General features: G+C 66.3%; 11 protein-coding genes. 4 read left to right on the forward strand and 7 right to left on the reverse strand.

All coding sequences use genetic code 11. The features are described from left to right. Positions 1 to 810: 810 nt before the first annotated feature. Positions 811 to 1,437: an acyloxyacyl hydrolase gene (locus tag B2J86_RS12230; RefSeq protein ID WP_254068082.1), complete on the reverse strand. Its 627-nt coding sequence runs from the start codon at positions 1,435 to 1,437 to the stop codon at positions 811 to 813. 122 nt (positions 1,438 to 1,559) lie between these two features. After that, positions 1,560 to 2,162, reverse strand: coding sequence for a Spy/CpxP family protein refolding chaperone (locus B2J86_RS12235; protein WP_169168938.1), 603 nt, complete (start codon positions 2,160 to 2,162; stop codon positions 1,560 to 1,562). A 313-nt stretch (positions 2,163 to 2,475) separates the two neighbouring features. Here B2J86_RS12235 and B2J86_RS12240 point away from each other — a divergent pair, with 313 nt between their 5' ends. Further along, positions 2,476 to 3,474, forward strand: a complete 999-nt coding sequence (locus B2J86_RS12240) for a recombination-associated protein RdgC (RefSeq protein WP_173025730.1) — start codon at positions 2,476 to 2,478, stop codon at positions 3,472 to 3,474. A 127-nt stretch (positions 3,475 to 3,601) separates the two neighbouring features. Then, positions 3,602 to 5,068 carry an NAD-dependent succinate-semialdehyde dehydrogenase gene (locus B2J86_RS12245; protein WP_173025731.1) on the forward strand — a complete coding sequence of 489 codons (1,467 nt, stop codon included), beginning with the start codon at positions 3,602 to 3,604 and terminating at the stop codon, positions 5,066 to 5,068. 31 nt (positions 5,069 to 5,099) lie between these two features. Here B2J86_RS12245 and B2J86_RS12250 read toward each other — a convergent pair whose 3' ends face one another. Continuing rightward, positions 5,100 to 5,540 (reverse strand): EamA family transporter, encoded by a 441-nt coding sequence (locus B2J86_RS12250; protein WP_169168935.1) that lies wholly within the window; start codon positions 5,538 to 5,540, stop codon positions 5,100 to 5,102. A gap of 170 nt (positions 5,541 to 5,710) precedes the next feature. Between B2J86_RS12250 and B2J86_RS12255 the strand changes: the two genes are divergently transcribed. After that, positions 5,711 to 6,154 carry a GNAT family acetyltransferase gene (locus B2J86_RS12255; protein WP_169635601.1) on the forward strand — a complete coding sequence of 148 codons (444 nt, stop codon included), beginning with the start codon at positions 5,711 to 5,713 and terminating at the stop codon, positions 6,152 to 6,154. Between the two features lie 270 nt (positions 6,155 to 6,424). Beyond that, complete coding sequence (locus B2J86_RS12260) at positions 6,425 to 6,697, forward strand: hypothetical protein (protein WP_206042539.1); 273 nt, start codon at positions 6,425 to 6,427, stop codon at positions 6,695 to 6,697. Positions 6,698 to 6,868: 171 nt separating this feature from the next. Here the strand turns inward: B2J86_RS12260 and B2J86_RS12265 are convergent, their stop codons facing one another. From B2J86_RS12265 to B2J86_RS12280, 4 genes are all read right to left on the reverse strand, one after another. Then, complete coding sequence (locus B2J86_RS12265; protein ID WP_169168933.1) at positions 6,869 to 8,494, reverse strand: SpoVR family protein; 1,626 nt, start codon at positions 8,492 to 8,494, stop codon at positions 6,869 to 6,871. Further along, positions 8,491 to 9,759 carry a YeaH/YhbH family protein gene (locus B2J86_RS12270; RefSeq protein WP_173025732.1) on the reverse strand — a complete coding sequence of 423 codons (1,269 nt, stop codon included), beginning with the start codon at positions 9,757 to 9,759 and terminating at the stop codon, positions 8,491 to 8,493. Before B2J86_RS12270 ends, B2J86_RS12265 begins: the two co-directional genes overlap by 4 nt. A gap of 37 nt (positions 9,760 to 9,796) precedes the next feature. After that, positions 9,797 to 11,719 (reverse strand): PrkA family serine protein kinase, encoded by a 1,923-nt coding sequence (locus B2J86_RS12275; protein ID WP_169168931.1) that lies wholly within the window; start codon positions 11,717 to 11,719, stop codon positions 9,797 to 9,799. A 248-nt stretch (positions 11,720 to 11,967) separates the two neighbouring features. Continuing rightward, on the reverse strand, positions 11,968 to 13,146 hold the full coding sequence (locus B2J86_RS12280; RefSeq protein WP_173025733.1) for an acyl-CoA dehydrogenase family protein: 1,179 nt from the start codon (positions 13,144 to 13,146) through the stop codon (positions 11,968 to 11,970). Positions 13,147 to 13,188 lie beyond the last annotated feature (42 nt).

Here is a 13,188-nt window from a genome sequence, read left to right on the forward strand (position 1 = left end):
GGGCTTCCCAGGCGCTGGCTGCAGCTTTCGTGCGCCCATTGTCCCAATCCGTGCCACGGGCCACCGTGCTTCTCATCCCCTTTTGCACCTGCGGTGGGTATCCCTGCCATGGGAATCTGCGCTGGGCGGCCTCGGGGACCTTGTGTGCCGGCGGTTATCTCTTTCTTCTTTCTATAAATACATAGTAGTAATAGTAAGGTTTGCGTTTTTGGGTGGATAACCTGATTTTCCCTTTGCGAATCAACCACATGGCGCGCACGAAACGCTGTGCGCCGGGCCCCGCGGCCGGTGTCCGGCGGGCGGGGACAAGTGCGCGCCAGGTCCTTTTTCTGTGGACAAGTGCCCGGTTGTGCGCCAACTGTCCCCAGGGTTATGCGAAACCACACCTGCGCCCTTTGAAACGGCAAAAAGTGCCTCTGGCCCTGATGCAGCAATCGCTGGAAGCTCCATATTTGATAGCGTAAGGGTGAAATGGCCCGCGTTTTCGGCGGCGAGGAAGGGAGATCAGTGCATGCGCGCGGTCCGTTGGCACCGCGTGGCCGGGGCGGAGCGGCGCAAAACCGGGGGCGCGGGCGTTGCCAAGTTGTTCTCTAAGCTAACTCTATTTAAATAGTAGTAGTAGTAGGCTTTGGCTTTTTCTGTGGACAACCTCGTTTTCCTCAGCCGCCACAGGGGCTTGCGCATTGTCTAACCGTGTGCGCCCGGCTCCCTTATGGCCGAAGTGCATTGGGCATAAGTGCGGAGACTTTCATTTTTCTGTGGATAAGTGCACGTTTCCCCGGTTTTTGCCCCCAGGTTTATCCACAGGGGTCAAAAATGCCGCGCATAGCGCAGCTGCAGGAAGTTTTCGCCCGGGTTGGGCTGCTTGAATCCGCCGTTGGACACGTGCTGCAGCTGCAGCAGCCACTCGTGCCGCCCCTGTTCGCCCCACCGGCCACCTACGCCAATGTGCGTGTCGAAATTCACGCGGGAGCTGAAATGGCGGTCGCCCGCGCTGTAGAGGCGGTCGAACAAGGCCAGGCCCAGGCCGCCTTGGATGAACCAGCGGGAGCGCCCACCGCCGGGGTGCAGGCGCAGGGTCGGAACCAGTCCGAGCACGGTGGTGTGTTCGCGCCCATTGGCGCGCTCGCTGCGCCACTGGCTGGCGTACAGGTTCCAGTGGCCGGTGAGCACGCCCGCGCCCGTGCGGCGCTCCCAGCCCGCCCAGGGCCGGGTGGTGCCCAGCGTGAGCGACGCGCTGTGGTGGCCCGCCCAGCCGGCCTGCAGGTAGACGCTGGGTGTTTCGAGGAGTTGGGCGTGGGCGCCGGTGGACAGCATGGCGCCGGCCAGGGCGGCGGTGCGCGCGAGCCGCTGCACCGGCCGCCGCCTGTGGGCGGCGTGGGCCGCTGCATGGCGCGCGGCTGGTGGCAGGTCAAGAGAGGACAAGGCACGGACCATGGCGCAACTCCTCGGGATGCGCACCGGGCACCCCGTGCAGGCCAGTGTAGAGGCGGTGCGCCCAAAAGGCACGGCCCCTGCGCAGCGAATGCACAGGGGCCGTGAAAGAGCAGGGCGGCGTGTTACTGCGCGGCGGGTGCCTGGGCCGGGGTGGTGGGGCCGCCCGCCTTGCCGTGGTGCATGCCATGGCGGTGGCCAGGGCCTTCGGAGCCCTTGCGCCCTTCGCCGTGGTGCCAGCGGCCGCCTTCGCGCCCGCCGCCCATGCGCAGGCTTTGCGCGTCAAAGGTTTTTTGCTGCTGCGGCGTCAGCGTGGCATAGAAGGCCTTTGTGGCCTCGCCGCGGCGGTCGGCCTCGGCGCTGCGCTGGGCGCGGATGGCGCGCATGCGGTCAATGCGCTCGGGCGTGGTCAGCTGGCCCATGCCTTGCATGTCCAGGCGCGCGGTGCGCTCACCGGGTTTCATGGCCGCCGTGAAGGTGTTCCAGTCGTTCTCTTGCGCGGCGGTGAGCTGCAGCTTTTGCTTGAAGGCGGCCATGCGCTCGTGCATTTTTTCCCGCATCTGCTCGCGTTGCTGGGCGTTCGGGCGCATCGGTTGACCCGCGCTGCGTGCGGGGGCGGTCTCGGCCTGGGCGGGTGCCGGGCTGTTGGCGGGCACCTGGGCGAGCACCGGCAGGGCCATGGCGGCGGCCACGGCGGTGGCGAGGAGGCGGCGGTTGAAGCGAGACATGGGGAAGTCCTTTCGATGGGTGGCCCGCCGGTACGACCGTGCCAGCGGTTGAGGGCCAGTGTCTTCCCGCTCTGTATCGGGCCCATGAGGAATGGGTGAGGCTGTGTAAAGTTGTGACAAGCGGCCGTTGATGCGGCGCTGTGTGTTTCCCATGAAATCGGCCTCCAGCGCTTGTTGAGAAAGCGCTGATAGCTATGAAAAACAGAGTGCTTTGCGGGGCCGGTGGCCCCTGCCGGTGCGACCGGCCCGGGGGCTGCACCGACAATGCTGCGCTTGGGGTTGCTTTCCGACCCGCCAGAGATAAAGGGTGTCCGTGTTCAAGAACATGATCGTGTACCGCATCGCGCCGCAGTGGCAGATCGGGCTGGAACAAATCGAAGAGGCGCTGGCCAAGGCGCCGTTCATGGAGTGCGGCGCCACGCAAGAGCGCGCCTGGGGCTGGGTGCCGCCGCGCGGCGAGGCGCATGGGCCGCTGGCCGAATCCGTGGGCGGGCAGTGGGTGCTGCGCTTCATGGTCGAGTCCAAGGTGCTGCCGGGCTCGGTGCTGGCGCGCCGCGTGCAGGAAAAGGCCGCGCGCATCGAGCAGGAAACCGGCCGCAAGCCGGGCAAGAAGGAAGCCAAGGAACTCAAGGACGAGGCCAAGCTCGACCTGCTGCCGATGGCGTTCACCAAGCAGGGCTCGATGTGGGTGTGGATCGACCGCGAGGCGCGCACACTGGTGCTCGACACGTCGAGCCAGGGCCGTGCCGACGAGGTGGTGACGGCGCTGGTCGAGGCGCTGCCGGGCCTGTCGGTGTCGCTGCTGGACACGCAGACCTCGCCGCAGGCGGCCATGGCGCACTGGCTGGCAACGCAAGAGGCGCCCGTGGGTTTCACCGTGGACCGCGAGTGCGAGCTCAAGGCCGCAGACGAAGAAAAAGCCGTGGTGCGCTACGCGCGCCACCCGCTCGACATCGAAGAGGTGCAGGCGCACATTGCCGCCGGCAAGCTGCCGACCAAGCTCGCGCTGAGCTGGGACGACCGCGTGTCGTTCCTGCTGACCGAAGGCCTGCAGATCAAGAAGCTCGCGTTCCTCGATGCGGTGCTGGACGGAAAGGGCAAGGACGACGGCGGCTTTGACGCCGACGTGGCGATTGCCACGGGCGAGCTGACCCGGCTGATCCCCGACCTGATCGAGGCGCTGGGCGGCGAGAGTGAGCGCGGCATCGGCGCGGCTGCCGCCCCCGCCGGCAGCGTCGCCCCTGCGCCGCGCACCGTCACCGGCCCCGCCACGGCGCCCGCCGACACCGACCCGGAATCCGCGCCGTTCTGACGCGCGCGCTACAGCGCGGGGATGGCGGCGCCGGCACAATGGCCGGCACCCCTGCCGCCTCGCCGCCCGCCGCCGCGCGCCGCCGAGGTCTTTTTCCTGTCACCGCCTATCACCACCGCGAGGTCCCATGAGCAGCACTTCCACCACCGCCCCGACCGCCAGCTACCCCGACACCCGCCTGCTGATCGACAACGAATGGCAGGACGCGCAGAGTGGCCGGCGCATCGACGTCGTCAACCCCGCCACGGGCGCCGCCATGGCGCAGGTGGCGCACGCGGGCCGCGTTGACCTGGACCGCGCGCTCGCGGCTGCGCAGCGCGGCTTCGAGGCCTGGCGCAACACGCCCGCCCACGAGCGCGCGCAGACCATGCGCCGCGCCGCCGCGCTGGTGCGCGCGCGCGCCGACGCCATTGCGCAGCTGCTCACGCAGGAGCAGGGCAAGCCGATTGCCGAGGCGCGCGGCGAGGTGCTGGCCGGCGCCGACATCCTCGACTGGTTTGCCGACGAAGGCCTGCGCGTCTACGGCCGCATCGTGCCGCCGCGCCGCCTCGATGTGCAGCAGCTGGTGCTCAAGGAGCCCGTCGGCCCCGTGGCCGCGTTCACGCCCTGGAACTTTCCGGTCAACCAGATCGTGCGCAAGCTTGGCGCGGCGCTGGCCACCGGCTGCTCGTTCCTCGTCAAGGCGCCCGAGGAAACCCCGGCCGCGCCGGCCGCGCTGCTGCAGGCCTTCGTCGATGCTGGCGTGCCCGCGGGCACGGTCGGCCTGGTGTTCGGCGACCCGGCGGAGATCTCGTCGTACCTGATTGCGCACCCGGTCATCCGCAAGATCACGTTCACGGGCTCGACGGCCGTGGGCAAGCAGCTGGCCGCGCTCGCAGGCCAGCACATGAAGCGCTCGACCATGGAGCTCGGCGGCCACGCGCCGGTCATCGTCGCCGAGGATGCCGACGTGGCCGCGGCCATCAAGGCCATGGCGGGCGCCAAGTTTCGCAACGCCGGCCAGGTCTGCATCTCGCCGACGCGCTTTCTGGTGCACAACAGCGTGCGCCAGGCCTTCACCGACGGCATGGTGCGGTACGCCGAACAGCTGAAGGTAGGCAACGGCCTCGACGCCGCCACGCGCATGGGCCCGCTCGCCAACCCGCGCCGCCTCACGGCGCTGGCCGAAGTCCTGCAGGACGCCAAAGCCAAGGGCGCCGAGGTGCTCACGGGCGGCGAACGCATCGGCAGCGCCGGCAACTTCTTCGCCCCGACGATCCTGGCCGGCGTGCCGCTCGACGCGAGCGTGTTCAACAATGAGCCGTTCGGCCCGGTCGCCGCGATCCGCGGCTTCGACACGCTCGACGAAGCGCTGGCCGAGGCCAACCGCCTGCCCTACGGCCTGGCCAGCTATGCGTTCACGCAGTCGATCAAGACCGCGCAGCAGCTCGCGCAGCGGCTCGACGTGGGCATGCTCTGGGTCAACCAGGGCCCGGCCGCGTCGGCCGAAATGCCGTTTGGCGGCGTCAAGGACTCGGGTTATGGCTCCGAGGGCGGCCCCGAAGCGCTCGAGTCGTATTTGGTGACCAAGTCGGTGTCGATCCTGTCGCTGTAAAAACCGTGGCGCGGCGCGCCATGGCGGCGCGCTAGCGCTTGATCGCCAGCACCAGCACGCCCGCCGCGACCAGCGCGATGCCCAGCCAGCTGGTGCCCGACGGGCGCTCGCCAAGGAACACAAAGGCGAACACCGCCACCAGCACCAGGCTGAACTTGTCCACCGGCGCCACTTTGGACGCTTCGCCCAGTTGCAGCGCGCGGAAATAACACACCCACGACGCGCCGGTGGCCAGCGCCGACAGCGTCAGGAACGCCCAGGTCTTGCCCGGCAGCTGCAGCGGATCGCTCCACTTGCCCGCGTACCAGACAAAGCCCGTGAGCACCAGAACAATGATGGCGGTGCGCACCAGCGTGGCGAGGTCCGAGTCCACGCCCTGGAGGCCGACCTTGGCAAAGATCGCCGTGAGCGCGGCGAAAATGGCCGACAGCGCGGCCCAGAAGAACCAGCTGTGGGAAGGGGTGGTTTCCATCTTGCGGTGCCTTGTTGCTCAGTTTTCCATAGCTTCCAGCGCATACAGGGTAAGGGATAGGTGCCAAAAAGACCACAATCTACTTTCCTTGCGCAGCCTTGGGTCGCTGATCCCAGCTATCGTGGCCCCACCTTAACCCGACCTGGTTCGGTACACACGGCCCGCCCTCCATGCCCCACATCAGCTCTTACCTGCACGCCGCGCACGAGGCCGGCGTGATCGCCCTCTGGAACACCGTGTTTGGCCCGCAGACCGGGCACAACGCACCGGCGCTGTCGATCGCCAAGAAGCGCGCACTGGGCGACGGCCTGTTCTTCGTCTGCCTGGACGATGGCGACGGCGCCGTGGTCGGCACTACCCTGGCGGGCTACGACGGCCACCGCGGCTGGCTGTATTCGGTGGCCGTGCACCCCGCGCACCGCGGCCAGGGCCTGGGCGCCGCGCTGATCCGCCACGCCGAGCAGGCGCTGGCCGCGCTCGGCTGCATGAAGGTCAACCTGCAGATCGTCGAAGGCAACGCCGCCGTCGCGGGCTTCTACGCCACGCTGGGCTACCGTGTGGAGCCGCGCATCAGCATGGGCAAGCGGCTGGAGCAGAACATCCCGCTCGGGTGAAGCGGGGGATGCGTGGTGTGTTTTCGCCGTCTATCGCTTTGGCGATTTTGGCATGTGCGCCAACGGCTGTCTTTTGGACCATCGCCGCGAGACAGCAGCGTGGGCGCCGGCAACGTGATCGATGCGGTCGTCGGGCGCCGGTCCCGAACGCACGGAGAGTCCGTGCTGTGTAGGACGGGGTCTCCATCCACGGACATGCGGGAATCATTGGTTTGCGCCGCGAATCCCAGAAACCTCGCGGTCGCTTTGGCTGCGCGAAGGAGATTGTCCATGGTCAGAAATTTCTCGATGCTGAAGGTGGTGTGTATCGCCGCTTCAACAGCCGCCTTATGGGCTGCCGCACCCCTGGCCCAGGCCAAAGGGTGCCTGACGGGGGCAGCAGTCGGTGGCGCGGCAGGGCATGTCGCCGGTCACCACGCTTTGTTGGGTGCTGCCGCCGGTTGCGCTGTCGGCCACCACGCTGCGGCAAAGAAAGCCAAGACGGAGGCGCAAACGGAACACACCACCTCCAAACCCGCTGCGGCAGTCCCTGCGTCCAAGTAGCCTGAAGGCGTCCCTTTTGGGAAATTAGACCGATGCCGCCAGTGGCCGTGTCGGGACAGCGACCGCCTTGCCGCCCAACACCCCGTGCCACCGGCTCTCCGCCGGCTCTTTCTGTCCTGCCTCCCAGCACAGCGGGCGCAGAGAGAGGTTTCGGCGGCCTGCCGCACATCCTCAGATAGGGGGCGCTGGCACGCGGTGCAGCAGCATCGGCAGCTCGCCGTCGCCGTTGACGCTTTCGATCTGCACGCCAAAGCCCCACAGGCGTGCCACATGTTTGAGCACCTCCAGCGCATCGTCGGCCAGCGGCCGGCCTTGGTACTGGGTATGGCGCAGGGTCAGGCAGCGGTCGCCGCGCAGGTTCACGTTCCAGACCTGGATGTTGGGCTCGCGAACCCCCAGGTCGTATTGCTGCGACAGAGTCTGGCGCAGCAAGCGGTAGCCATCCTCGTCATGGATGGCGCTGACCAGCAGTTCCCTCTGGCTGGCGTCGTCGTGGATGGCGAACAGGCGCATGTCGCGCATCAGCTGCGGACTCAGGAACTGGCCGATGAAGCTCTCGTCCTTGAAGTTCTGCATGGCGTGGTGCAGCGCTGGCAGCCAGGGCGCGCCGGCGATGTCGGGGAACCAGAGCCTGTCCTCTGCGCTGGGGCTCTGGCAGATGCGCCGGATGTCGCGGTACATCGCAAAGCCCAGGGCATAGGGGTTGATGCCGCTGTAGGCTCGGTGACCGGGGGGCGGCTGGTAGATCACGTTGGTGTGCGAGGAGAGCCATTCGATCATCACGCCGTCGGTGAGCCAGCCCTCGTCGTACAAGGTATTGAGCAAGGTGTAGTGCCAAAACGTGGCCCAGCCCTCGTTCATCACCTGGGTCTGGCGCTGCGGGTAGAAATACTGGGCAATCTTGCGCACGATGCGCACGATCTCGCGCTGCCAGGGCTCCAGCAGGGGAGCGTTTTTTTCAATGAAGTACAGGATGTTTTCCTCTGGCTCCTTGGGGAAACGCTCGGTTTCCCGTGCCGCGCTGTCCTTGCCCCGGCGTGTTGGCAAGGTGCGCCACAGCACGTTGACCTGCTGCTGCACGTAGGCTTCACGCTGCTCGAGTTCGGCGCGCTCGCGTGCCAGGCTTTTCTTGGACGGACGGCAATAGCGGTCGACACCGAAGTTGGCCAGGGCGTGGCAGGAATCGAGCAACTGCTCCACGGCCGCCCATCCATAACGCTCCTCGCATTGGGCGACGAAGTCACGGGCATAGACCAGGTAGTCGATGATGCTGCCAGAATCCGCCCACATGCTGAACAGATAGTTGTTCTTGAAAAAGCTGTTGTGCCCATAGGCCGCGTGGGCAATCACCAGTGCCTGCATGGCCGTGGTGTTTTCCTCCATCAAATAGCTGATGCAGGGGTTGGCGTTGATGACGATCTCATAGGCCAGCCCCATGTGGCCCCGCCGATAGCGCCGCTCGGTGGCCAGGAATTCCTTGCCGTAGCTCCAGTGGCGGTAGTTGACCGGCATGCCCGCGCTGGCATAGGCGTCCATCATCTGCTCGGCGCTGATGATTTCGAGCTGGTTGGGGTAGGTGTCCAGACCAAAGCGTTCGGCCGTGGCGGCAATGACGGCGTGGTAGCGCTCTATCAGCTCGAAGGTCCAGTCGTTGGGGTCGGGAAGGGGGTGCATGGGGCGCTTCCCGGCCAACAGGGGGGCACAGGGCACGCCGCGCTGGCGCCCTCCTCCAGCGGCCTGTTTCCCGGTTTTTTGCCCCACGCGGCGTTCCAGCGCGGGGTACAGGGAGAGGTTCATACCGGTACCCCCTCTTTCTTGAACAAATCGCGAAACACGGGGTAGATCTCGCCCGGCTCGGACGCCTTGCGCATGGCGAAGTGGGGAAACAGCGGCAGCAGCCGGCTGTATTCCCTCCAGAGGTTTTGCTCCTCCTGCACCACTTGGACGTAGGCAAAGTGACGCACCAGCGGCAGGATTTTTTCGACCAGCAGATTGCGGCAGTTGGCACCGTCGTTGGGGAAGTTGTCACCATCGCTCGCCTGGGCCACATAGATGTTCCAGTCGCCCACGGGGTAGCGCGCGCGCACGATCTGGTCGAGCAGCACCAGCGCGCTGCTGACCACCGTGCCGCCACTTTCGGTGGAGTGGAAGAACTCGTCCTCGCTGACCTCGGCAGCCTGGGTGTGGTGGCGGATGAAGACGATGTCGATCTTTTCGTAGTGGCGCGTCAGGAACAGGTACAGCAGGATGAAGAAGCGCTTGGCCAGATCCTTGCGCGCCTGGTCCATGGAGCCGGACACGTCCATCACGCAGAACATCACGGCCTGGCTGTTGGGCACGGGCAAATTGGTGCGGTTGCGAAAGCGCAGGTCTATGGGGTCGAGAAAGGCCACCTTGCCCATGCGCGCCCTCAAGGTGTCAATCTGCTGCTGAAGTTCGGCCACGGCCGCGCTGGTGCCATCGTCCTGGGCCAGCAAGACATCGAGCTGTGCCAGCAGGCTCTGCAGCTCGCGGTGCGGCGCCTTGGTCAAAGCGATGCGCCGGCCCAGAGCGCCGCGCATGGTGCGCAGCACCGCCAGGTTGTGCGGCGTGCCGTCGTGGCTGTAGCCGGCGCGGCGCGTCTTGTATTGGGGTGTGTCGGCGATATGGGTGCGCAGCAGGCGCGGCAGGGCCAGGTCTTCAAAGAACAGTTGCATGAACTCTTCCTTGGACAGGGTGAAGCGGAAGTCGTCCTCCCCCTCCCCGCTGTCGCTGGCCTGGGAGCCCGTCCCGCCCGAGGCGCCCCGGGGCCGGGGGATGCGGTCACCGCGCGCATGGTCGCTGTTGCCGGGGTGCACTGTGTCGGTGACGCCACCCGGGCCGTGGTGGAACACCGGCTCGCGGATGTCCTTTCGGGGAATGGTGATGTTCTCGGCTTGCTCGATGTGGCGGATGTCGCGCTCGGACACGGCGCGGCGCACCGCCTCGGCAATCTGCTCCTTGAAGCGGCGCACGAAACGCTCGCGGTTGCCCACCGATTTGTTTTTGCCGGAGAGCCTGCGGTCGATGATGTGCAGTGCCATCTGTGCTCCCACGCGTTACATGGTGCCGGCGCGCCGGTCAGCTGCTCTTGCGCACGCGCAGGTACCACTCGCACAGCAGGCGCACCTGCTTGGAGGTGTAGCCCTTGGCCTCCATGCGGGTGACGAAATCCTCGTGCTTGCGCGCATCCTCGGCGCTGGCCTTGGCGTTGAAGCTGATGACCGGCAAAAGTTCCTCGGTGTTGGAAAACATCTTCTTCTCGATCACCAGACGCAGCTTCTCGTAGCTGGTCCAGCTCGGGTTCTTGCCCTGGTTGTTGGCGCGCGCGCGCAGCACGAAGTTGACGATCTCGTTGCGGAAGTCCTTGGGGTTGGCGATGCCTGCGGGTTTTTCGATCTTTTCGAGCTCGGCATTGAGCGCGTTGCGATCGAACACCTCGCCGGTGTCGGTGTCGCGGTATTCGCTGTCCTGGATCCAGTAGTCCGCATAGGTGACGTAGCGGTCGAAGATATTCTGGCCGTACTCGCTGTAGCTCTCCAGGTAGGCGGTCTGGATTTCCTTGCCGATGAACTCGGCATAGCGCGGCGAGAGGTATTCCTTGATGTAGCCGATGTACTTGGTCTCCAGCTCCGCAGGGAACTGCTCGCGTTCGATCTGCCGCTCCAGCACATACATCAGGTGCACCGGGTTCGCCGCCAACTCGGTGCTGTCGTAGTTGAAGACCTTGGCCAGGATCTTGAAGGCAAAGCGGGTGGAGATACCCGCCATGCCCTCGTCCACGCCGGCGTAGTCGCGGTACTCCTGGTAGCTCTTGGCGCGGGGGTCCGTGTCCTTGAGGCTGTCGCCGTCATAGACCTGCATCTTGCTGAAGATGCTGGAGTTCTCTGGTTCCTTCAGCCGCGTGAGCACGGAGAACTGCGCCATCATCTTGAGCGTGCCGGGGGCACACACGGCGTGGGCCAGCGAAGACTCGCGGATCAGCTTCGCGTAGATCTTCACCTCCTCGGAGACGCGCAGGCAGTAGGGCACCTTGACGATGTAGATGCGGTCCAGGAAGGCTTCGTTGTTGCGGTTGTTGCGAAACGCCTTCCACTCGCTCTCGTTGCTGTGCGCGAGCACGATGCCATCGAACGGTATGGCGCCAAAGCCTTCCGTGCCCTTGTAGTTGCCCTCCTGCGTGGCGGTGAGCAGCGGGTGCAGCACCTTGATGGGCGCCTTGAACATCTCGACAAACTCGAGCAGGCCCTGGTTGGCCAGGCACAGGCCGCCCGAGTAGCTGTAGGCGTCGGTGTCGTCCTGGGCGAAATTTTCCAGTTTGCGGATGTCCACCTTGCCCACTAGGCTGGAGATGTCCTGGTTGTTCTCGTCGCCCGGCTCGGTCTTGGCAATCGCCACCTGCTTCAGGATGCTGGGATAGCGCTTGACGACGCGGAACTGGCGTATATCGCCGCCATACTCCTCGAGGCGCTTCACGGCCCACGGCGAAAGCACATGCTGCAGGCAGCGCCGGGGAATGCCGAACTGTTCCTCCAGCACCGGGCTGTCCTCCACGGGATCGAACAGCCCCAGCGGGGATTCGTTCACCGGCGAGCCCTTGAGCGCGTAGAACGGCACCTTCTGCATCAGGTGCTTGAGGCGCTCGGCGATCGAGCTCTTGCCCCCACCCACCGGGCCCAGCAGGTACAGGATCTGCTTGCGCTCCTCCAGTCCCTGGGCCGCATGGCGGAAGAAGCTCACCACCTGCTCGATGGCGTCCTCCATGCCGTAGAACTCGGCGAAGGCGGGGTAGCGGCGGATGACCTTGTTGGCAAACAGGCGCGACAGGTGCGGATCCTGGCGCGTGTCCACCATCTCGGGCTCGCCGATGGCCGCCAGCATGCGCTCGGCAGAACTGCCATAGGCCGTGGGGTCGCGTTGGCAGTGGGCGAGGTATTCGTCGATCGACATTTCCTCTTCGCGCAAGTGGACGTAGCGTGCGGCAAAGTTGCTGATGGCATCCATACGACCTCCCGGGCGGCACCAGGGCGGGCGGTGCCGCAAAGTTGCAAGGCATTCACTGCCTCATGGGGTCGTTGTAGCACCATGGACCCGCTTTGAACAGGTCGTGAATCCCCCACCGCCGCGCGCCGCTCGAGGGTCCATCCAGAGAGGAACTTGCCCCCTGGAATCCGTATCCCATATCGTTTGAGCCATGCGATGCGCAGTGCATCGATCATGCATGGCGGTTCTGTGCGGCACCAGCCGCCGCTTCACCGCCCCAACAAGCCCCGCGCCACCAGCTCTTTCATGATTTCCGACGTGCCGCCGTAGATGCGCAGCACGCGCGCGTCGGTCCAGAAGCGGGAGATCGGGTATTCGGCCATGTAACCGTAGCCGCCGAACAGCTGCAGGCACTGGTCGGCGACGCGGCCCATGAGTTCGCTGGTGTGCAGCTTCAGTGCCGACGCGGCCTCGGGGGTCAGTTCGCCGCGTTCATAGGCGTGCACGCTGGCGTTCAGGAAGGCCTCGGCGGCGGCGATCTCGGTGGCGCACTGGGCGAGCGTGAAGCGGGTGTTCTGGAACTGGGCCAGGGGCTGGCCGAAGGCCTGGCGCTCCTGCACGTAGCGCACCGTGGCGGCGAGCGCACCCTTGGCGCCGTGCACGGCCTGCACGCCGATGATGAGGCGCTCGCGCGGCAGCTCGCGCATCATCTGCACGAAGCCCTGGCCCTCGACGCCGCCGAGCAGGGCGTCGGCCGGCACGCGCATGTCGTGGAAGAACAGCTCGGACGTGTCGCCTGCGTGCTGGCCGATCTTGTCGAGGTTCTTGCCGCGCGTGAAGCCGGGCGTGGTCGCATCGACCAGGAACAGGCTCACGCCCTTGGCACCGGCCGCGGGGTCGGTCTTGGCGGCGAGCACGAGCAGGTCGCAGTTCTGGCCGTTGCTGATGAAGATCTTGCTGCCGTCGATGGCGTAGCCGTCGCCCAGCGTGTCGCTGACGCGGCGCGCGGTGGTGCGCAGGGCCTTGAGGTCGCTGCCGGCGCCGGGCTCGGTCATGCCGATGGCGGCAATCGCCTCGCCGCGCGCCATGCGCGGCAGCCAATGCGCGCGCTGCGCCTCGGTGCCGGAGTTGAGCAGGTAGGGCGGCACGATGTCGCTGTGCACCTGCAGGCCGCCGACCAGGCCGCCGTAGCCGCGGCGCGAGAGCACCTCGGCCACGGCGAACGAGAAGTGCGCGCCGGCGCCTGCGCCGCCATAGGCGTCGGGCACGTCGGCGCACAGGTAGCCCTGCGCGCCCAGTTGCGCGAACAGGGCGCGCGGCACCTGGCCGGCGCGCTCCCAGTCGCGGTAGTGGGGCTCGATCTCGGCGTCGCAGAAGCGGTCGAGCGATTGCCGGAACAGGTCGAGTTCGGCACGCTCGTCGGCGTTCAGGAAGTGGTTGGTCAGCATGGAATGGGCCCTGTGTTGCTATGGATTGTGTAGCTGCTTGCG

Source organism: Acidovorax sp. SRB_14 (assembly GCF_012932145.1).
Lineage (GTDB): Bacteria > Pseudomonadota > Gammaproteobacteria > Burkholderiales > Burkholderiaceae_C > Simplicispira.

Coding starts and splice junctions, on each gene's coding strand:
- B2J86_RS12270 (WP_173025732.1), bottom strand. CDS start 9,759: ATGGCACTGCACATCATCGACCGCAGGCTCTCCGGCAAAAACAAATCG.
- B2J86_RS12265 (WP_169168933.1), bottom strand. CDS start 8,494: ATGAACCTCTCCCTGTACCCCGCGCTGGAACGCCGCGTGGGGCAAAAA.
- B2J86_RS12235 (WP_169168938.1), bottom strand. CDS start 2,162: ATGTCTCGCTTCAACCGCCGCCTCCTCGCCACCGCCGTGGCCGCCGCC.
- B2J86_RS12260 (WP_206042539.1), top strand. CDS start 6,425: ATGGTCAGAAATTTCTCGATGCTGAAGGTGGTGTGTATCGCCGCTTCA.
- B2J86_RS12275 (WP_169168931.1), bottom strand. CDS start 11,719: ATGGATGCCATCAGCAACTTTGCCGCACGCTACGTCCACTTGCGCGAA.
- B2J86_RS12280 (WP_173025733.1), bottom strand. CDS start 13,146: ATGCTGACCAACCACTTCCTGAACGCCGACGAGCGTGCCGAACTCGAC.
- B2J86_RS12230 (WP_254068082.1), bottom strand. CDS start 1,437: ATGGTCCGTGCCTTGTCCTCTCTTGACCTGCCACCAGCCGCGCGCCAT.
- B2J86_RS12250 (WP_169168935.1), bottom strand. CDS start 5,540: ATGGAAACCACCCCTTCCCACAGCTGGTTCTTCTGGGCCGCGCTGTCG.
- B2J86_RS12255 (WP_169635601.1), top strand. CDS start 5,711: ATGCCCCACATCAGCTCTTACCTGCACGCCGCGCACGAGGCCGGCGTG.
- B2J86_RS12245 (WP_173025731.1), top strand. CDS start 3,602: ATGAGCAGCACTTCCACCACCGCCCCGACCGCCAGCTACCCCGACACC.